This is a genomic window from Acinetobacter sp. S4397-1 (assembly GCF_024129285.1).
In the GTDB taxonomy this organism is placed as follows: domain Bacteria; phylum Pseudomonadota; class Gammaproteobacteria; order Pseudomonadales; family Moraxellaceae; genus Acinetobacter; species Acinetobacter lwoffii_C.
This window is the reverse complement of sequence record NZ_JAMXXZ010000004.1, coordinates 25636-45804: the sequence shown is the minus strand read 5'-3', so window position 1 is coordinate 45804 and position 20169 is coordinate 25636. Positions and strand designations below refer to the sequence as shown.

At 41.2% G+C, this 20169-nt stretch carries 24 protein-coding genes and 2 pseudogenes; 5 read left to right on the top strand and 21 right to left on the bottom strand.

Annotated elements, in window-relative coordinates; translation table 11 throughout:
- Positions 1–564: 564 nt before the first annotated feature.
- Positions 565–1062 (top strand): Dps family protein, encoded by a 498-nt coding sequence (locus tag NI467_RS03785; protein WP_253151004.1) that lies wholly within the window; start codon positions 565–567, stop codon positions 1060–1062.
- A 306-nt stretch (positions 1063–1368) separates the two neighbouring features.
- Here NI467_RS03785 and NI467_RS03780 read toward each other — a convergent pair whose 3' ends face one another.
- Genes NI467_RS03780 through NI467_RS03770 form a run of 3 tightly spaced genes read right to left on the bottom strand, consistent with a single transcriptional unit; the run spans position 1369 to position 3078 of the window.
- Positions 1369–2241 carry an MBL fold metallo-hydrolase gene (locus NI467_RS03780; protein WP_253151002.1) on the bottom strand — a complete coding sequence of 291 codons (873 nt, stop codon included), beginning with the start codon at positions 2239–2241 and terminating at the stop codon, positions 1369–1371.
- A 2-nt stretch (positions 2242–2243) separates the two neighbouring features.
- The gene (locus tag NI467_RS03775) at positions 2244–2660 is read right to left on the bottom strand and encodes a YeeE/YedE family protein (RefSeq protein WP_151204253.1); all 417 of its coding nucleotides are present in this window, start codon (positions 2658–2660) and stop codon (positions 2244–2246) included.
- A gap of 1 nt (position 2661) precedes the next feature.
- A complete protein-coding gene (locus tag NI467_RS03770; protein WP_174659463.1) occupies positions 2662–3078 on the bottom strand; it encodes a YeeE/YedE family protein in 417 nt (138 codons plus the stop codon).
- 115 nt (positions 3079–3193) lie between these two features.
- Here NI467_RS03770 and NI467_RS03765 point away from each other — a divergent pair, with 115 nt between their 5' ends.
- Positions 3194–3502, top strand: coding sequence for a metalloregulator ArsR/SmtB family transcription factor (locus tag NI467_RS03765; protein ID WP_151206510.1), 309 nt, complete (start codon positions 3194–3196; stop codon positions 3500–3502).
- 24 nt (positions 3503–3526) lie between these two features.
- Here the strand turns inward: NI467_RS03765 and NI467_RS03760 are convergent, their stop codons facing one another.
- The 3 genes and pseudogenes from NI467_RS03760 to NI467_RS03750 form a co-directional block, all read right to left on the bottom strand.
- A complete protein-coding gene (locus NI467_RS03760) occupies positions 3527–3889 on the bottom strand; it encodes a YidH family protein (protein WP_151206512.1) in 363 nt (120 codons plus the stop codon).
- A gap of 2 nt (positions 3890–3891) precedes the next feature.
- Positions 3892–4167 (bottom strand): annotated as a pseudogene (locus NI467_RS03755) (ABC transporter ATP-binding protein); the annotation flags it as partial.
- Positions 4168–4366: 199 nt separating this feature from the next.
- A complete protein-coding gene (locus NI467_RS03750; protein WP_253151000.1) occupies positions 4367–5230 on the bottom strand; it encodes an IS982 family transposase in 864 nt (287 codons plus the stop codon).
- Positions 5231–5549: 319 nt separating this feature from the next.
- Between NI467_RS03750 and NI467_RS03745 the strand changes: the two genes are divergently transcribed.
- Positions 5550–6011: a DIP1984 family protein gene (locus NI467_RS03745; protein ID WP_151204242.1), complete on the top strand. Its 462-nt coding sequence runs from the start codon at positions 5550–5552 to the stop codon at positions 6009–6011.
- Positions 6012–6352: 341 nt separating this feature from the next.
- On the opposite strand, the gene NI467_RS03740 is transcribed toward NI467_RS03745, so the two are convergent.
- Positions 6353–8050, bottom strand: a complete 1698-nt coding sequence (locus tag NI467_RS03740; protein ID WP_151204241.1) for an NAD-dependent malic enzyme — start codon at positions 8048–8050, stop codon at positions 6353–6355.
- A gap of 210 nt (positions 8051–8260) precedes the next feature.
- On the opposite strand from NI467_RS03740, the gene NI467_RS03735 reads away from it, so the two are divergent.
- Positions 8261–9208 (top strand): IS30 family transposase, encoded by a 948-nt coding sequence (locus NI467_RS03735; protein WP_253150998.1) that lies wholly within the window; start codon positions 8261–8263, stop codon positions 9206–9208.
- A gap of 30 nt (positions 9209–9238) precedes the next feature.
- Here the strand turns inward: NI467_RS03735 and NI467_RS03730 are convergent.
- The 10 genes and pseudogenes from NI467_RS03730 to madL all read right to left on the bottom strand — a co-directional run.
- Positions 9239–9388 (bottom strand): annotated as a pseudogene (locus NI467_RS03730) (IS982 family transposase); the annotation flags it as partial.
- Positions 9389–9478: 90 nt separating this feature from the next.
- The gene (locus NI467_RS03725; RefSeq protein ID WP_253150996.1) at positions 9479–10327 is read right to left on the bottom strand and encodes an acyltransferase domain-containing protein; all 849 of its coding nucleotides are present in this window, start codon (positions 10325–10327) and stop codon (positions 9479–9481) included.
- 46 nt (positions 10328–10373) lie between these two features.
- Positions 10374–11252 (bottom strand): triphosphoribosyl-dephospho-CoA synthase MdcB, encoded by an 879-nt coding sequence (mdcB, locus tag NI467_RS03720; protein WP_253150994.1) that lies wholly within the window; start codon positions 11250–11252, stop codon positions 10374–10376.
- Positions 11230–11910, bottom strand: a complete 681-nt coding sequence (gene mdcG, locus NI467_RS03715) for a malonate decarboxylase holo-[acyl-carrier-protein] synthase (RefSeq protein ID WP_253150992.1) — start codon at positions 11908–11910, stop codon at positions 11230–11232. Before mdcG ends, mdcB begins: the two co-directional genes overlap by 23 nt.
- 11 nt (positions 11911–11921) lie before the next feature.
- Complete coding sequence (mdcE, locus tag NI467_RS03710; protein ID WP_253150990.1) at positions 11922–12638, bottom strand: biotin-independent malonate decarboxylase subunit gamma; 717 nt, start codon at positions 12636–12638, stop codon at positions 11922–11924.
- A 4-nt stretch (positions 12639–12642) separates the two neighbouring features.
- Positions 12643–13530 (bottom strand): biotin-independent malonate decarboxylase subunit beta, encoded by an 888-nt coding sequence (locus NI467_RS03705; RefSeq protein WP_253150989.1) that lies wholly within the window; start codon positions 13528–13530, stop codon positions 12643–12645.
- A 3-nt stretch (positions 13531–13533) separates the two neighbouring features.
- A complete protein-coding gene (gene mdcC / locus NI467_RS03700) occupies positions 13534–13842 on the bottom strand; it encodes a malonate decarboxylase acyl carrier protein (RefSeq protein ID WP_016166424.1) in 309 nt (102 codons plus the stop codon).
- 5 nt (positions 13843–13847) lie between these two features.
- Positions 13848–15503, bottom strand: coding sequence for a malonate decarboxylase subunit alpha (mdcA, locus tag NI467_RS03695; protein WP_253150987.1), 1656 nt, complete (start codon positions 15501–15503; stop codon positions 13848–13850).
- A gap of 21 nt (positions 15504–15524) precedes the next feature.
- A complete protein-coding gene (gene madM, locus NI467_RS03690; RefSeq protein WP_253150985.1) occupies positions 15525–16286 on the bottom strand; it encodes a malonate transporter subunit MadM in 762 nt (253 codons plus the stop codon).
- 63 nt (positions 16287–16349) lie between these two features.
- Complete coding sequence (gene madL, locus NI467_RS03685) at positions 16350–16751, bottom strand: malonate transporter subunit MadL (RefSeq protein WP_253150983.1); 402 nt, start codon at positions 16749–16751, stop codon at positions 16350–16352.
- Between the two features lie 139 nt (positions 16752–16890).
- Between madL and NI467_RS03680 the strand changes: the two genes are divergently transcribed.
- Complete coding sequence (locus tag NI467_RS03680; RefSeq protein WP_253150981.1) at positions 16891–17559, top strand: GntR family transcriptional regulator; 669 nt, start codon at positions 16891–16893, stop codon at positions 17557–17559.
- A gap of 405 nt (positions 17560–17964) precedes the next feature.
- Here the strand turns inward: NI467_RS03680 and NI467_RS03675 are convergent, their stop codons facing one another.
- From NI467_RS03675 to NI467_RS03660, 4 genes are all read right to left on the bottom strand, one after another.
- Positions 17965–18183 carry a helix-turn-helix domain-containing protein gene (locus NI467_RS03675; RefSeq protein ID WP_160232519.1) on the bottom strand — a complete coding sequence of 73 codons (219 nt, stop codon included), beginning with the start codon at positions 18181–18183 and terminating at the stop codon, positions 17965–17967.
- 4 nt (positions 18184–18187) lie between these two features.
- Entirely contained in the window at positions 18188–18784 is a 597-nt protein-coding gene (locus tag NI467_RS03670) for a hypothetical protein (RefSeq protein WP_253150979.1), read from the bottom strand.
- 2 nt (positions 18785–18786) lie between these two features.
- Positions 18787–19002, bottom strand: a complete 216-nt coding sequence (locus NI467_RS03665) for a transcriptional regulator (RefSeq protein WP_253150977.1) — start codon at positions 19000–19002, stop codon at positions 18787–18789.
- Positions 19003–19094: 92 nt separating this feature from the next.
- A complete protein-coding gene (locus NI467_RS03660) occupies positions 19095–20135 on the bottom strand; it encodes a DUF6387 family protein (RefSeq protein ID WP_253150975.1) in 1041 nt (346 codons plus the stop codon).
- Between the last annotated feature and the right edge of the window lie 34 nt (positions 20136–20169).

The window sequence follows — 20169 nt, the reverse complement described above, 5'->3', positions numbered from 1 at the left end:
TTGAATAGACGGCGGGTTCAATAAAAAATTCTGGAGGTCTGCTATCGCTGCTGGGCCGAATCAATTGTGCTAAGCCTCAGTTTTTTTTGATAGTATCCTTAAACTTTAGATCGTTTTCTTATCGACTTCGCCTTTGCTCCCTACCTTAACGGTATTTATAAAATCAGAGTGATGACTCTTTGTAGTGCATTGTTTAATAAAGGCGTTGTTGTGTTATTTTTTTAATACACCCCAAGATCAAGCAAGAAAATCGACTTAAACTGCAAGTTTGGAGTTATTCACATAGAGATTAAGTCTTTGTTTTAGTTAAATTTAAAATATTAAAATAACTTCGGTTACAATCTTACTCTTAGGCTATACACAAGACCTAAACTTTAAGTTCTTCATTCCTATAAAATTTATGGGATGGCGTAACTTAAGTTATACAGCCCGTGCTAATCCTGTGGTGATAAGCGGTTTCAGACGCTTTTGATCAAGCAAACTCAGTCCATTGAGGGCTTAAATCAGTAAGAAAGTGAACAGTTGATAAAAATAGATATTTAGATTTTTTTAAGGAGTCACATTATGGGTTCTTCAAACACAGATGCACAGATCATGAAGATTGATATTGGTATCTCCGAAGCTGACCGTGCCAAAATTGTAGAAGGCTTATCCAAACTGCTGGCGGATAGCTACACATTATATTTGATGACACACAATTTTCACTGGAATGTGACCGGTCCGCAATTTAACAGCCTGCATACTATGTTTATGACGCAATATACCGAGCAGTGGAATGCGCTAGACCAGATTGCAGAAAGGATTCGTGCGCTGGGTTTTGCGGCACCGGGAACATATAAAGAATTTGTCAAACTGACTTCGATCCAGGAAATTGAGGGCGTGCCTAACGCAGAGCAGATGCTCAAGTATCTGATGACAGCGCATGAAACCACTGCACGTACCGCCAGAGAGCTATTTTCAGTGGTAGATGAAGTCAATGACCAGCCAACTGCTGATTTACTGACTCAACGTCTGGATGTGCACGAAAAAACGGCATGGATGCTCAGAAGTACTTTAGGCTAAGCACAGCCCCTATTTATAAATAATTTAAAAACTATAAATCCTAAGAATTATCCATTTTCCAAACACCCGAATGTCATCATTCGGGTTTTTTTTAGTCTTGTTGACTGGGCAGATCAAAGCAGGACAATAAAAATCTCTATCTGTTGAGTACGCTGCAAAAGCTTCTTATCGAAAAATCTGCAATAAAATAGTCTGGCCCAACCATAACAAAAATAAAAAAATGCCTTATGCAGGGATAAGGCAATCTTCAGTCAGGCACTTAGCCGTGCGAGCATCAGTGCAGATAATCGTCCAGCTCTACCCGCTTTATTTAAAATAGTTCAGGGGCAATTTTAAGTAAGACACGCCATTGGCTTCTACCTCAGGAAACTGCCCGGCTTTCATATTGATCTGGATCGCTGGCAGAATCAGCTTGGGCATACTCAACCCGGCATCCCGCTGATTACGCATCTGTACGAATTCAGCCTTAGGCGTGCCCTCATGAATATGGATATTCTGGGTTTTCTGGGTCCGAATATCGGTTTCACAGTGATAGGACTGGCGTGTTTCAGGCAAATAATCATGGCACAGAAACATTCGGGTATTTTCTGGAAGCTGATACAGCCTTTGCACCGAATCAAACAGTATTTCTGCACTGCCACGCGGAAAATCACAACGTGCGGTTCCATAATCCGGCATAAACAGCGTGTCCCCCACAAAGACTGCATCCCCAATTACATAGCTCAGACAGGCCGGTGTATGTCCCGGTGTCGGAATATTGTAGGCTTGCAGTGTTCCGATCTGGAACGACTCATGATCTTTAAATAAGTAATCAAAGAGCTGCTGGGCATTGAACTGTTTAATATCCAGATGATAGATGGCCCCAAAGGTGTCCTGCACAATGCCAATTTTTTGGCTCATGGCAATCTTGCCGCCCAACTCTGCTTTCAGATACTGCGCAGCAGTCAGATGATCGGCATGCACATGGGTTTCCAGAATCCACTCGACGCTTAATCCATGCGCCCTGACATAGGCAATAATCTGATCGGCATGCGTAGTTGCGGTACTGGCCGAAGCGGCATCATAATCCAGCACGCTATCAATAATGGCGCAGCTTTGCGTTGCAGGATCACTCACCACATAACTGAAGGTATTGGTATCTTCATGAAAAAAATCCTGGACGACGGGTCTGTTAGACATATTTAAGCTCCTGCCCATTTACGATGAATCCATACACCCAGCATCATCGCAACAATAAAATAAAGTATCTGATAATGTCCCAGACCAATCAGGGTAAAACTGGGTGCCGGACATACGCCTGCAATGCCCCAGCCTATACCGAAGAGTAAACTGCCAGAGATTAGTTTAGGATCAATCTGCTGATTTTTCGGTAAATCAATCGGTTCATTAAAAATAGTTTTTGGAGCCTGGCTTCTAACTGCTTTCTGAAAAGGAATAAAAGCGACTGCAATTGCACCCATCATAACAAAAGCCAGACTAGCATCCCAGTCACCAAATACGTCCAGAAAATCGAGTACTTTTTCCGGATTGGACATGCCAGACAGCATCAATCCAACAGAGAACAGGGCACCAAAAACAAAGGCCAAGATATTTTTCATTTTAAAATGCTCCTGTAACATGGCGAATGATATAAACGATCACAAAACCAGCAAACATAAAAGTCAGTGTGGCAATGATAGAACGTCTGGACAGACGGCTGATTCCACAGATCCCATGCCCACTGGTACAGCCTGAACCCAATCGCGTTCCAAAACCAACCAGCAAACCCGCAATGATCATCATCAGTGGGCTGGCATTCAGTTCAATATCAGGCTGGACAAATAATCCGTACAGGAATGGAGTAAGCACCAAGCCCGACATAAACCAGAGGGCCGGTGTTTTAAACAGGGTTTGAGGATTTAATACCTGGCTAATCAGGCCACTAATGCCGGCAATACGGCCATTCACATATAAATAGCCCACCACCGAAACTCCGAGCATCAAGCCGCCGAGAAACGCGATCAGAAAATCATGCATAACACGCCTACCAATTCAATATATATTTTTATATTATATAAAATTAGATATTAATCAAGCTTTCTATGCTATTATTCTGTAAATACGCTGCTGTAGAGGAGCACAAGCTATTTCCATGAATATCGCACAAAATGCCAAAATTGATTTTTCTCAGGTAGATACAGTGACCAACTGCTTAAAAGTCCTGTCCAATCCTGACCGGTTGAGAATTTTATGTGTGCTGGTCGATGGCGAGCTGAATGTACAGCAAATCGAGGAATCTACCGATATTCATCAGCCGACCCTGTCACAGCAGCTCACGGTCTTGCGCAAAAATAACATCGTGAATACCCGTCGTGAAGGTAAACAGATTTTTTATCAGGTCTCCGACCCTAACGTGCTGGTGATTATGCAGACGCTCTATCAGTTGTATTGCGCCGTTTAATGCCCGCATCCGGTGAAGACATTTTTAATGAATCCAGAAGGAAATAATCAGTAAGATACCGGTAAAGATGGTAAATAAATTCAACCAGACCGGCTGCCGGGTTTGATAGCCTTCAATAAATTCAGCAGGATTAAGCGATTTGAGACCTGTGCGATATTGTAAAATCGAGCCGATATTGACCAGCAGGCCAAAGACAATCACAGCAATCCCTAGCCATTCTGTATAAACAATTTTATGCTGATAGTGAACTGGATCAATCAACTGAACCAAGAGATTAGATTTTTCAATCACGAAACCAAAAGCAATTAAGGCCAGACCACTACGGTTCCAAGCCAGAGCGGTGCGTTCTAAAGCAAATAAAACCCGCGGATCCTGTAGGTTTGACATATTTATTCCTCCTCTATTTTCTGAACTGGCTCAGCTCGGGTATCGCTTTCCATCCGTCCATCGACCAGCCGGATGGTGCGCTCACAAGGGGACAGACAGCCATGGATCATGTGTTACCCATAGTACCGCATAGTCTCGCTTGCGATGTACTTGCAAAACAGCTCGAATATGTCTGCTGCGGTTTGCGCAGATTTTTGGGCTGGCTCATCTGCCAGTAACGAGGCAGGATGAACCCTTAAGTAAGGCCCGGAAAAAGCGACACCTTGCTGCTGTCCGCCACCAGCAGCAGTACAGGAATCATCAAAAGCTTATAGGGGCTGGTTCGCGATGGCATCTCCGGTTAATTGTTAATGGTATATTTTGATTTAAAAGACCGATAATCTTTTTGTATGTTTTAATTCATACCCAGTTTTGCTCAGATTTAGATGCATTTTCTGGGTATCTGTTCTTAATTAACCTGAGTTCGATGAAATCCACTTAGCTTTTTAACATATTTTGGAAAGTTGGCTTATTGGGGTTCAAACAATAAGCCACTACAGCAGCCATGATATTCACCATGAAGTTATTTGCCGAACGATGACGTGAATGTTCAATTTGATGTAAATTTTTTAATTGATCATTCACTGTTTCAATCAATCCTCTTCTGCAAAGCAATTGTTTTTCTTCTTCTGTTTGGATAGGTTTGTTTTTCATATTCCGACGTGATGGGGTCAATATTTTCAGTCCTCTTGCTGCTAAAACTTCGGCTTTTGCTTTGCTCAAATAGCCTTTGTCTCCGAGTAGGATCCCTTTTAATTCTTGAGTTAAAGAATCTAATATAGCAACATCATGAACATTTCCTGATGTCAGTTTGAGGTTAATTATTTCACCTAAATTATTGATAACCAAATGTAATTTAAAACCATAAAACCACCCCGTACTACTTTTTCCACGACCTGCCAAACCTTTAAATACACGATGCCTTTTAATCCGAAGATTATGGCAAACTACCAATTTAGTGGAGTCAATGATACTGATTCCCGTATCTTTTCCTTTTACTTGATGGAAGAAACTACTCAGAGCCTGCAAACAACGGGGCATGATTTCAATAAATCGGTTGTAGCTAAGCAGTTTAGGAAAAGCAGATTTCCAGAATGGAACGATCATTTGGCAATAAAAATATTTGAAGAATCTAAACCCGGATTGATAAAATAAAATGACAATAGTCATTGCTTCAGACAAGCTTAAAGCTGACTTTTTCAGCCTGGATTTTTGATCAGAAATTAAAGCTTTTTCTAAAGATTCATTAATTTTTTTGCAGAAATCATCCAAAATACAAAATAATTCGGTAATATGATCCATTGAAAAGCCTTGTTTTATAACATTTTGTCTTGAGAACCAATATGTTACAAATATAGGGCTTTTTTATACTCTTTTTTTATATCGAACTCAGGTTATTATAATCACATAGTGGTGCACTTCACATGCTGATCTAAGTGATATAATGCTGACGATATAAACTTCAGAATCTCACGCCAGATTTTTTCTTTTGAATAGAAGCGCCCATCGGTCTATTCGTGTTTTGATTTACAGTTTTTGCTTTGTCTCATCCATCCTTGGCGCTAAAGTAAAAACCATGCCACTCAGTAATGAAATCAAGAAAACCATTCACAGGTGAAAAATGAAATTAGCAGAAGCCCTTTTGCTTAGAAGTGATCAACAAAAAAAACTTGCGTCACTCAAGCAACGTATCAATGCAAATGTACTGGTACAGGATGGGGATGAACCCTCGGAAGATCCCAATGAGTTGTTAAAACAGGTATTTGCCCTTACTCAAGAATCCCAGAAACTGGTGTATGCCATTCATCAAACCAATGCCCTAACAAAGTTAAGTGATGGTCGTTCTTTGCTGGCCTTACTTACTTTGCGTGATGAGCTGGTAGAGTGTCATAAAGTCTTAACGGCCGCCATCAGTAGTAGTTCTCGTGAACCCGATCGTTACAGTACACGTGAGATCAAATGGCATAAAGTCATTCCTGTTTCTTCCTTACAGAAACAGGCCGATGATATTAGTGTAAAACTACGTGATTTAAACGTCTTAATTCAAGCCAGCAACTGGAAAATTGACTTGCTCGAAACCTGAAATCTCTCTGATTTCAGGTTATAATTCAACGCGAACATACTGGGCGAGTACAAGATCCCCTACTTCCACAACACAGGATTGCAAATAAAGTGTAGTGGCCTGCAAAGCGAGTGGATCAGCTTAAAACCTTAAGCACTCCTCAATCCATCACTTGGCATTCTTCAAGTCTTTGCGAAAGCAAAGTCACCCTTGACCAGGCACTACCATGTACTGACAGTATGTTCACCTTCTTTAATTAAAATAAGATTTTCCGGAACGCTGGCATCTTACTTGCTCTTAATAGCCCACACTCCTCAAGCTTTAGCTTCTAAAAGCTTGTTGTTAATACAACCTACTCATCCTTAAAATGTAATACGATGATATTTACGATATTGAGGACGCCAGAAATTACTGTTAATTTTTTCCTCCAACTCTTCCAAAGTCAGCTTTGGAGCAACCCCTTCTTCCATGGCAGCCTGAGCGACTTTTAAAGCAATCACTTTCGAAATATGCTGAATCTGATCCAATTCCGGAAGTAAATTTGCTTTTGGATCTGTTAATTTTGGCGAGCATTCTGCCAGAGCATTACTTGATGCCATCAGCATTTTATTGGTCACGCGTGTAGCCCCTGAAGCAATAACCCCCATCCCTATACCTGGAAAGATATAAGAATTATTGCATTGAGAGATATGATAAATCTCTTCGTGATAATTGACGGGTGCAAATGGACTACCGGTAGCAATCAGTGCCTTGCCCTGTGTCCACTGGATAATATCAGCAGGCACAGCTTCCACTTGAGAGGTTGGATTCGATAAAGGAAAAATAATTGGAGATTCGCAGTTCTGCGCCATGGCAGTGATAATATCTTTACTAAATAAGCCGGGCTGCCCAGAAACCCCGATTAACACCGTGGGTTTGGCAAATTTAACCACATCCAGCAAGGATATGGTCTGTTCAGCCTCCGCCCATCCAGCAATATTTTTCAGATCTTGAGCTAATTTTCTTTGGAAATTCAGTAAATTTGGCTGATTTTCTGTGATCAGGCCAAAGCGGTCAACCATAAATACCCGTTTTCTTGCCTCGGCATCGGTTAGACCTTCTGCTACCATCTGGGCAATAATCTGCTCTGCAATACCACAACCGGCCGATCCAGCGCCTAAAAAGGCAACCGTTTGATCTTTTAACTGTTTATTGGATGCATGTGAAGCTGCTATCAGGCTTCCAACTGCTACAGCAGCCGTTCCCTGAATATCATCATTAAAACAGCATACCTGATCCCGGTATTTTTCTAACAAAGGCATCGCATTATGCTGGGCAAAATCTTCAAACTGAATCAGTGCTTGCGGCCATCTTCTCTGGATCGCCTGGATCACTTTATCTACAAACTCAAAATACTCATCCCCGGTGATACGCGGTTGAGACCAGCCCATATAAATCGGATCATTCAATAATTGCTGGTTATTGGTTCCCACATCTAAAGTAATGGGCAGTGTGTAGGCAGGACTAATACCGCCACAGGCAGTATATAAGGATAATTTTCCAATCGGGATTCCCATTCCACCAATTCCCTGATCACCTAATCCCAAAATGCGCTCACCGTCTGTAAGCACGATTACTTTGACATTTCTCCGGTTTACATTATGTAAAATGTCATCAATATGATGGCGATCCGGGTATGAAATAAAAATACCGCGATGGCGACGATAAATATCTGAAAAGCGCTGACATGCCTCCCCCACAGTCGGGGTATAAATAATTGGCATCATTTCACTTAAATGATTTTCAATTAAATGATAGAACAGGGTTTCATTGGTATCTTGAATATTTCTTAGATAAATATGCTTATTAATATCTTCATTGAAGGTACGATACTGCTGATATGAGCGATGACTTTGTTCTTCAATACTCTCAATAACTTGAGGGATAAGCCCCTTCAAGTTAAAGTTTATACGCTCTTCTTCTGAAAAAGCTGACCCTTTATTCAGTAGAGGCAACTCAAGTAAAGTATTGCCTGCATATGGAATATAAAGTGGACGATCAGGATTTTGATTAGTATTCACTTTTGACTCACATAAAATTAAAAATAATAAACTTTCTCATCTTAACCCCTTTAGTGCTGATCTATGTATTTAATAACTTGATTATTAAAAACAGGCCATTTATAAATTTAACTTGGATTCTCAAATGAAGTGCAACAGAGATTAAATTATTGGAAGGAAGCAAGATGAGCTAGCATTTTGCTTCCGACCGACCAAAGTCAAAGTTGCATCATGAACTATACTCATCTTACTCAAGAAGAAAGATATCAGATTTCCACATTGTTACGTGAAGGTTTTTCTAAGCGTTATATCGCCTGGAGGCTAAATCGTTCGCCTTCCACTATTTCCAGAGAAATAGCACGCAATCGGGCAAGGAATGGTTATTTCGCTCAACATGCCAATAAATTAGCTCGCAGACGGCATTGTCCTAATCCCAAAACAATCCCTTATGATACTTGGGTACAAGTCATTGCTTATCTTGATCTCCAATGGAGTCCCGAACAGATTGCTTCTAATGTTTCAGTCAGTCTGCATTCCATATACAGGTTTATACAGCAGGATAAAAGCAGAGGTGGTGTGCTCTTCCACAACTTACGTTTCAGAAATCAAAGGAAGAGAAAATATGGCTCTATCGAGACTCGTGGCCAACTGACAAACCGCAAAAGCATTCACGATCGACCTGCTGAGATTGAGCAGCGCTCCCGCTTTGGTGATTTGGAAATAGATACGATAGTTGGCAAGAACCACCAACAATCTCTGGTTTCAATTGTAGATCGGAAGACAGGTTATCTTTGGCTGAAAAAGTGCAGCACGCGCAAGGCTGAGGAAGTTTGCCAGGCTACGATCAGATTATTGGAACCGATCAAAGCACACCTAAAAACAATTACCGCGGACAATGGTAAAGAGTTCAGCCTGCATGAGTATGCTGCTCAGGAATTAGATGTCGACTGGTATTTCGCTGATCCCTATAGCGCCTGGCAGCGTGGAACAAATGAAAATACGAATGGATTGATCAGACAATATATTAGAAAAGGCAGTGACTTGAATGACTATACGGATGCATATATTGCAGAAATTACTCAGCGCTTGAATCATCGTCCAAGAAAAAGACTCGGCTTTAAAAGTCCGAGTCAGGTATTATGGCAACAACATGGTGTTGCACTTCAAATGCTAATCTAAGAAATTAATAAAGTTAGAACATTTATACTAAATTGCAATAAAGATGATTTCTGAGAGACTCAGTTACACCCATCGGATTCTTAAATAGCGACGGATTTGCTTTAGAAATTTTCAATAAGTTGTTTGAAATTTAAGAAAAAAATCATTAATTACACAAAATAATTCGGCACTATTAAACACTAGGGCTTAAGGTTTTGTGTGGTAACTCAACTAATGGCTCTAGTCCTTTTATCTTTCAAGTCAATTTCTTATCCACGATTCGCGGTTAAATTAAATTCTAGACTGTTTGTCTAACCATGCCTGCAACCCAGACCAACTTTTAAAATCATCCACTGCACGCACGAGACAATTTGGATTGCGTTCTAATAGCATTTTACTCAAGGCACTGCCTGGCCCAATTTCTAATACCATATCAGGCTGGTTTTCTTGTATTACTGTTAAACAGGCATCCCAGTCAATAGCATGATTCATTTGGTGAATCAGCGCATTAACTGCATCTGTGGTCTTAAAAAACTTATGTCCACCCGAACCGCTAATCATGGCCGTGCATAAACGAGCGAAGTCTTGTTGCTGTAAAACCTGCTGATATGGCTGAACTGCAGCATCCATCCATACAGTATGCGATGCAATGGTAACATTCAACCGTTTAACAAAACGTGTTCCTCGCAATTCAAGTTGCTGAACCAGCTGTTGTAAATTGGCATCAGCTCCGCCCACGACAAAACTACTATCACTCAGTTTAATGGAAAGTGAGGTTGACGTTTCAGTCAATAATGGTTCAAGCGTATTAAGATTGATTCCCTGGACAGCTATTAAGCCACTTGCGTCCTGCGCAGCTGAAGACATCAACGAGGCACGCTGCTGGGCTAAATACAGGCCTTGTTCCAAACCTATCTGTGTTGCACAAATGAGTGCACTTAACTCTCCAAGAGAATAACCTGAGAAGCTCATAAGGTCCCCAATCTCAGGTTTTAACTTTTGCCAACGACACCATTGCAAAGCAAAAATAAAAGGCTGCGCGAACTCATTCGGATACAGATCAGCTTCAGTTAAATCTGAATAAAATAGCTTCGGCAAATACAGTTCTAATTCATCTACTACTTGCAGTTCTTTCGCCATGCTTCGGAGCTCATGCACATGCGCTAAGTTCTGAAGTCCTTGACCACTAAATATGATTGCGAAATTCATTTTCTACCTTTATCAAGAACAAAGTTACTCCCAGTAAATCCGCACTACCACCTGGACTTAAACGATGTTGAACAAAATAATTTTCTATTTTAGACACATCTTTTACCCAGTGCTGTTGTAGTACACCACCTCTTACTAAAAACTGTTTTGCTATATCCTGCACAAGATATAAGGCCGATAAACCGCCGCGCCAAACAATATTGGTATCTTGTACATAAGCCATAAGGCTGAATAGGCTTTGAATTGAAGCCTGTTGGATATTGGCTGTTTTGGCGTAAATGTCGATATATGCTGGTAGAGCAACCTCCATCACTGTTTTGAAACCTGAAGCTACTTCTTCAATCGCGCCTGTGATGCCATATTGGCTACGCATACGTTGCCCATGACTATTCGGGTCACGTTGCAAATGATTTAATAGATCATGACGCCACGTATTTTGAATTTTTTGACTGATTGAGCCTGCGTTCAACTGACTGTTGGCTGCTAAACACTGTCCTACTGCAGCACTGGCAAAACCCAAATTAAAAATCGCACCTTTATGCGTATTAATCTGTCTTGTTGCCCTCAACATTTTCTGTTCAGCTAAAATGCCACACTGCCGAATCTTTTCTAATTCAACATTGCGATAGCCATTTAAAAATTGCGCCTGAAAATAGCCTTGTAAAGCATCGACACTGGATTGGAATAAGCTAAAGTCCATATCACTATGACTGCCCTGAGAACCTGGACAAACCAAACCGGGCTTATGTTCTAAGCTAGCTTCATCCAATAGTGCCATACAAGCCAGATGGTCTAAGCGTTCAGCAGTACTGATAATATTCGGATATAAAACTTCACCTAATGCTAGCATATGCATATTCAAGATTCCCTTCAAATAGTTGTTCTAATCTCAGCATATCCACACGCTGAATTCCTTTTACAATCACTTGCTGTTTCATTACAGGAAAAACTGTAATTAACTCATTAAATGACACATGCCAGTCTGGATGGATTTGAATCTCGCCGTCTAAATGAACTGAACTCTGTGCTTGGACTTGTTGTATCAACTGTAAAATTTCCGGCACATGATTTTGATGCTGTGGATATAACAGCACATCTAAATCTGAAACCGGTCTGACATAGGCCTCCCGCGTGAGAGCTTGGTAGGCATAAGAGCCATAGACATATACTTCACAGCCCCGTTGTTCTAGCTTGTCTGCAAAATCACTTAGGATCTCACGCTGGAGGATCTGTAAGTCAGCTTTTAACAAGGCCCGTAGAGAAAGCGGTCGAGTGATCTGTTCAATATCGTATTCTTCGACCCAACAGGCCACACGATATTTATAACCTTTCACCAAACAGTTGATCGCCAACTTCACCTGTCCCGCATCCAGCCCTTCCTGCCGGCAAACAGTCATTGGAACATGTTGACTCAGCAATTGAGACACTTTCAGTTTCACTGTTTCAGGTAAAGAAACATCCAAAAATTGTAAAGTGGCTGAATCACGCAGATAAGCAAAGTCATGACGATCCATATCTGCTTTCCTTAACTATGAACGACTTTCTCGATTATGTTATTACACAACACGCGTCCTTGACGCTGTTGCCCAACTATACGACGTTGATCCACAAGATAAGATTCAATATGTTGTTGTTGATTTAACAGCACTTGGCTAACCCAATCGGTCTCCAAATCTGGCCAAATGGCATTGATTGCACCCATCTTGTAAAAGTTTTCCGCACCGGGAGCAAAAATAGCTGAACTTTGTGAAAGTTCTTTTAACTTATCAGCGGGAATTTTTGTCACCCGTGCCATCGCGTTTAAGTCCATGACTTTCACTTGGGAATCACTCAGTGCATAGACTTCGTTCGCCATTAAGCCATAGGAAAGGAATCCACCACTGACGGCTTGGCCAAAAATAATCGCGAGGTTGGCGTGTCCACTTCTGCGCAGTAAATCTACACAGGATGCCAAATGGGCAAAGGTTCTGTTTAAGCAGAGTAATTCATCTGCGCGAGAAAGGTCCTGGCCTTGCGTATCCACAATAAACACCACGGGTGTTTGTTGCTTCTGCTGTACCAGCTGTAAGATTTCACCTGCCAGTTCCATGGCAATCTGTTGGTTAATGGGTGCTGCATTGACTGTGCCGAGAATCCGCACCGGACCTGCGTCGGTCTGAGCACTACCCTTAATCACATAACCTTCGATCTGATAATTCAGTTGATGAGGAAACAACTGTTGTAAAAGTAATTCTGTATTCATGAGCTCATCCTTGCTTTAACAGTACAACTTCATGGGCAGACAACATCGGAATTTTTTCTGGCTGGGAAATTCCCATTTCGTGCCAGATTTGTAGACCATCATTTTTACCGAACCAGTGTTGGTACTGCTCTTCAAGCTGTTGTTGCTGTCGCAATAATTGTTCTAAGTCTAAAGGAGCTACCTTAGCGTCGAGTTGCGTTAAAATTGCATCACGAATGTCGACAGTATCATCCTCAACCAAAGCCTGTACGTGATTCAGCAAATAACGATGTTTACCGCCTGTAACACGCCAAACCAATGCACGATCTTTCGAGTCAAACTCTTCTACGCCTTTGACCGTTTCAATCACTTCTGGGCCAGATAGCGCCAAACGCCCTTCTTCGGTCATGATGATGGTACTGCTCAAACAAGCGCTGATACCCATACCACCGAAAGCGCCACAGATTCCGCCAATTACGGTAATAATCGGAATACCTGCATTTCTTACCTGCAACATCGCACGCATAATTTCGGAAATGGCGATAAGACCAGCATTGGCTTCATGCAGACGCACGCCACCTGAGTCCACAAAAAACAGTACCGCTTGCGCCTGATCTTGAATAGCCTTATGCAAGAGACCAACAATTTTCGCCCCGTGGATTTCACCCACAGCACCGCCCATAAACTGGCCTTCTTGGGCCATAATATGCACTGGTGTTCCATTCAAACGCGCTGTACCAATAATCACGCCATCATCAAAACTTCCCGGAATATCCAAAGCAGAGAGATGTGGGCTGACTTCAACCTCAGTTGGCTTTAATATTTCATTAAAACTATGAGTATCGACGACCGCTTGAATACGCGCACGTGCGGTTTTTTCATAAAAACTGTTTTTGAGCATCACTTGATCCATGTTCTATACTCCCTTAAACATAGATATTGCTTGGCTTAAGCGCAGGTTCACTACCGCTGGAGTCGCCCCCATATCATTTAACTGAAATTTAAGCCCTGCCACCGCATGACGTTGTGCAAACTCATTCAGTACAGACTGCCAAACATGTTGAAAACCGACCGCTGATGTAGTGACTTCAATCTGACAAATATCCGCCTGATCATGCTGTGAAACCAATACTTCTAAATTTCCAGAACCGACCACGCCACAAATCACTGCAGCTTGTTCAGCACTCAGCGGTGCTGATTGCAATTCAAATTTTAACTTTTCCATGTCGATCACCAGTTTCTAAAGCGACTTGGGGGACTATATAAACCACCCGACCATTTAACTAAATCTTTTACCGATTTTGCCGCTAACAAATCACGGCTGGCCTGTGTTGGATCGATATCCAAATCTTCTGGACGTTGAATAATACCGCGCTGGCGTAACTCTTCCACTTTGGCATCATCACGCTGCATACCAACCGGGGTATAACCTGCCACACCACGAATCGCTTGTTCACGTTCTTCAGGTGTGCGACATAACAGTAAGTTGGCAATACCTTCTTCCGTCACAATATGGGTTACGTCTTCGCCATAAATCATGATTGGCGGGAGTTCGCTCTCCATTTTTTTCTGCAACTGCCACGCATCTAACTCTTCTACAAATACAGGATGCATATGTTCACGGTAGGTTTCGACCAACTGCACTACTAACTTACGTCCTTTAATGAGTTTACCGTCGACCGCTTCACGACCTGCTTTGGTATAGGCATGACTGGCATGACGGCGCCCATGCGGGTCAGAACCCATATTCGGCGCGCCGCCAAAACCAGAAATACGGTCTACGGTTGCAGTTGAACTGTTACCCTGTAAGTCAATCTGTAGAGTCGAACCAATGAAGAGATCACAAGCATATAAACCTGCAGTCTGGCTAAAGGCTCGATTGGAACGCATGCTGCCATCACTGCCTGTAAAGAAAACATCTGGACGTTCTTTAATATAGTCTTCCATCCCCACTTCAGAACCGAAGCTATGAATCGAATCGACAAATCCACTTTCAATGGCTGGAATCAAAGTCGGATGTGGATTTAATGCCCAATTGGTACAGATCTGTCCCTTTAATCCTAAGGATGCTGCATAGGTAGGTAACAGTAATTCAATCGCAGCAGTGTCAAAACCAATGCCATGATTTAATCGCTGAATTTTATAAGGTGCATATATTCCCTTAATGACCATCATTGCCATTAAAATTTGCACTTCAGTAATTTGTGCAGGGTCGCGTGTGAATAACGGTTCTATATAGTTGTACTTAGGACTTTCGATATAAAAATCGACCCAATCGGCGGGTACATCGACACGCGGTAACTTATCTACAATTTCGTTCACCTGTACAATCACAATACCACTTTTAAATGCAGTTGCTTCAATAATTGCAGGTGTATCTTCAGTATTGGCACCTGTATAAAGGTTACCTTCACGGTCGGCCGCATGTGCCGTAATCAAACACACATTTGGTGTCAGATCAATAAAGTAACGTCCATACAGCTCTAGATAAGTATGGATTGAACCAATACTAATTTTTTGCTGCTGTACTAACTGGGCCAGACGTAGACTTTGTGGGCCTGCAAAGGAAAAATCGACCTTAGAAGCAATACCTTTTTCAAAGACATCAATATGACTGGGTAAAGCCAATACCGACTGTACGATATGTAAGTTATGAATCACCTCTGGATTACACTGGCTTAAACTTTTGGATAAAAAATCGGCCTGCTTTTGGTTATTTCCTTCCAAACACACACGATCCCCACTGGAAATCACGGTTTCCAAAAGTTCAATCACACGAGCATGCTCTACTTGTTTTGTAAATCCTTTTTCTTTAGCAAGAGCCAGTTTTTCTTGTCTACGGGTGCGTTGCTTATCCCATAAGCGCGTCTTAACCATTTGGTTCATAAGGTCACCTGTATGCTGTGCTTAGCCGAAGATGGCATTGATTGTGAGAAAAAAGACAGATGGTCCAAGTAAACAACCAAGACCGGTATAAAAGGTTGCGACCAGTGCACCATACGGCACTAAACGCACATCAGTTCCTGCTAAACCTGCTGCTGTACCACTGGTCGTCCCCGCCATGCCACCAAAAACCATGGCAGAACGTGGACTTTTGAGATACATAAATTTTGCAAAGATTGGCGTGCCTACCATAAAGAATACTGATTTAATTAAACCAATTGCAATCGACAGCGCGATGACTTCAGAGCTTGCTCCAACGGCTGTGCCCGTAACTGGTCCAACGATATAGGTCATCGCCCCTGCACCAATTGTGGTCATCGAAACAGGATCTTTATAGCCCATCAACCATGCCACCATTGCACCAATCACAAACGGAATCACACAGCCAAGTCCAAGCGCGGTCAAACCCACTTTTCCTGCTTTTTTCACTTCTTTGATGTCGACTTCAAACGCCGTTGATGCAATGGCTAAGTCACGAATCATGGCACCACCGAGTAAAGCAAAACCTGAGAAGATAGCGATATCTGAAATACCCTTTTCACCTTGAGTATAAATCCCTGCGAAATAGGCCAAGACTAGCCCCAGGGTGATGGCGATGGCTGAGCTTTGTAACTTACCTTTGGTGAGATATTTCGACAAAAGATGCGACACATACATCATCAAACCAGTCACTGCGAGTGCCGCGACGAGGGCATTTTTGGTAAAAACCGTAATTATTTCTTCCATCGCATTTCTTCCTTGTAAGCGTACAACTGATTATTATTTAGTGTTAATCCAACACCGTTATCCTTAAGCGGCTTTTTCATTCTGCTCTACCGCCCATTCATAGCTTTCATAATCGCCACTGGATTTATTCAACCAACGAATCACCAAGACGGTACCAATCAAAGACGCAACCGAAACAATCAGGCCCAACATCCCGCCTGACATAGCAGCAACTACGTTTTGTCCTGCCGACATAGCGACTACGATTGGGATATACATACCTGACCAGTACAACACACCAAATTGAGTCACTTGAGGTAAGTGCCCACGCTTAGCTAAAAGCTCCTTCGATAAAATTAATAAAATCATGGCGATTGCCACACCACCTACATTGGCTTGAACACCAAGGGCAATTCCGAGAGCATTGCCTAGATAAACACCAAGTAAATGGCAGACTGCCAGTATGGCTGTTCCGTAAATAATCATTGCTGAATCCTCCCTGGATCATGCAGCACTTCTAATAATCTGACTTATAATTTGCTATAGTTATAGCTTATCTGTATCCAGTGATACAATACTTTGCACTCAAATAAACATAAATTGTATACAATTTTTTTGGTGATGTATGACTTCAATTGCTGAACTCCCTCTTTCTATTCAAATTAGTAAAAAGTTAGAGGATGATATTATTTATGGCTTTTTCCTGCCTGGGACTAAGCTGGATGAACAAGAGCTGTGTAAACGCTATGGTGCCTCACGTACCCCGATTCGTGAGGCATTAAAGCTATTGGCTGCTGAAGGTTTGGTTGAAATTCGCCCACGTCGTGGCGCAATTATTCCAGCCATTAACCCACTCACCCTTTGTGAAATGTTCGAAGTGATGGCTGAATTGGAAGCCATGTGTGGACGACTGGCTGCACGACGTATTCAACCTGAAGAAAAGCAAGAATTACAGAAGTTACATCAGTTATGTGAGGACTATTTAAATCAGAACGATTCAGAAAATTATTATGAGGCCAATCGTTTATTTCACTTTGCCATTTATCAAGCTAGTCATAATTCCTTTTTAATTGAACAAGCCTGTACTTTACACAAACGTTTGCACCCGTACCGTCGCCTACAACTCCGCGTCAACCATCGAATGAATCATTCTTTTGCAGAACATAGCGAAATCTTAGAGGCCATTTTTGCGGGTCATGAGCAAGAAGCTGAGGCTTTACTGAAAGCACATGTGGTGATTCAAGGTGAGAAATTTACCGACTTTATTTCAACCTTAGATCATTTAAAATTATAGATATCTATGGCGGTATCAGATTTGGATTTTCTAGGGCGTGTCCTCATTTGGCTTTGCACCAAATAAACATGCAAGCAATGTGAATCATAGGCTGATAATTTCGTGCAAGCTTATCAAATCGGGTAGCAACCATGTAATCGCATAGTATCTTGAATTTTCTGCCAGATATCATCGGTAAGAAGAGTGCGTGCCATTGAAAATGTAGAAATAAAAATAACTCAAAGGAGGATTTTAAGTATTTAAAACCAATTCTTCAAATGAGGACATGCCCTAGTTCACGTAGTAAATGTGATGTTATACTTACCGATAGGACATTACATACGTCAGTCAAACAAAATAAAGGCTCGTTGGTATTGCTCAAGACAACACGAATGCCATGCTCATTAAAATTAAAAATAGCTGGGTTCATGCTGCCACCTCTTTAATAAGCTCATACCGTGCATGTCTGCCAATACCTGACTTATTACGCTCATAATGAGTCACAATGTCATAGCCTGCATTTCGTAAACGCTGAATGATTGCGCTCAGTCGGTAGCAGTTGAATAGGTCGATAGCCTCGGCCTGTGAAATAGTTTTGCCTTGCTTGAGGTGTGCTAGGACTTGCTTTAATTGGGTGTTATTCATGTTCTTATGCTCCCATTCCTGACAATGCATCAGACAGCTTGTGAATGGTTCCGATATGAACTATCAAAACATCCTTAGTATCTGCATGTTTCATCATGTCAGCGTGTTCTTCACGTAGCCCTTTGACTGTTCCGCTAAAGCCTCGAACCTCTAAAAACTTCATAGACTCATCATTTACGATCAAGTCGGCTTCTTCATCCGAATCACCAGTCGGACAATATGAGGCAAGGGCATAGGCGTATAGATCGGCTGGGTCTGTGATACTCAGTACATCAAGTACCAGTTGTGTGAAGGTCTTTAGCTTGTTGGCCTCGGCCTTTAGGTAGTCATCAATTGAGTAGGGCTTTAAAAATACTTCTCGGCCTAGTTCAGAGGCTCGGATAGAAACACGGTCGAGTAGGTCAATTGCCTGCTCAATCTGTTTTGTATTGGCTTCTGTTTTAACTTCATCTGTGAAGCATTCAAGGGCCAGACAGGCGAAATCGGACACATCAATAAAAAGGTTCTTTATCTGTTCGCGGTTTATTTCACGGCTGATCTGCTCAAGTTTGCTTTGTGCCTGCTGGGTGATGCTGATTGCATCCTGTAGGGTAATTTCCATGATTAAGCCTCCATAGCTGCAAGGCTTTGCTTTTGGCTGTTATGCCACTCTACAAGCTCGGCATAGTCAAAATAGACTGGAGCCTGTTTGGTATCCCCTGTTTTGATTGGTCGCGGAAATGCTGCATCAGTACGCACGATATGACGCAATGATTCACGGCTTATGTCCAGTAGTTCACAAGCGGTTTTGAATTGGACGCAGATTGGTTTGATAGTCATAAAAAAACCCATACATGAAAGAATATGGGCGAGTATGATTTTCTACGTATATCTAAAAAGGAAAAAAGCTAAATATAAAAAAATAGAAATTTTCACAAATCAATTTTTTCTAAATTATATAAACTCACCAATCTGCGCATTTCTTTGGATTGAGAATAAATCAGTAATGGTGGTAAAAAATTTTCATCTAAATTTTTAAAAACACTTTCACCTTTTTCACCGTTTGGAAAGAGTGATATAGCAAAAACAGATTTTTTAATTTTATGCTTTTCTATCGCCTGCCAAAAATACAAATCTAGATAAGCAAAGATTCTATACTCATTAATTTTATTAACTAATGTATTAGGGTCAGCATCTAATAAATCTTCCTCATAAGAAATGTTGTTATTTGATACTTGCATCCTCTTTCTGTTTAACCACTGCTCAAACTGCCTTAATAGAAACGCATTTGTAAAATTTAAGTTGACTTCAACTAATGGATTATCAGTTAGATTATTATTTTTCATGTTTTTTACGTTCAATGAAAATAATGAGCCTCTACAATCATCTACAATTTCACGTGTTAAACCCTCTCTATCTTCATGAGCAAAAAGTAGCTCTTGCTCGTTATCATCATTACGTGTAAAACCAAAAGCAAGAATTTCTGACTTGATAAAATTTCTATGAATTTGGGGTAGTGCAAAATAATTCCTAGCCACCTCAATGGCCGTTAATTCTTTGATAGGTTTTGTTTCTGTATGTTGAATAAATCCATTCATGAAAATACTAAAACATAAATCAATCGGCTCTATAAGAGGGTTTTCATCAACTAATTGAATATCAAATGGTTTTAAAGGATTCTTTTGAAGATTAGTAAACATAAAACAGATTATTTCCTGTCTTATAGTTTCAGAATTTCCAAAAAACTTCTTATCAGATAATTTCAAATTTCCTTTCAGTTCAAAAATAAAATTTTGGTAGTGGGCATGTTCATGATTTACAACTTGGACTTTCAATCTATTTGTTAAAAATCCGTGTAGAATTTTACGATAGATAAGATTAGGCAAAATTTCTGTAGCATTTAATTGATTTTCAATATATTTTTCTAGAACGAACCATTCAGGCATATCTGTTTTAAACTTGATATAAGCCATCTTTGCCTCCCACAGCATCCCCAAAATGATGCTA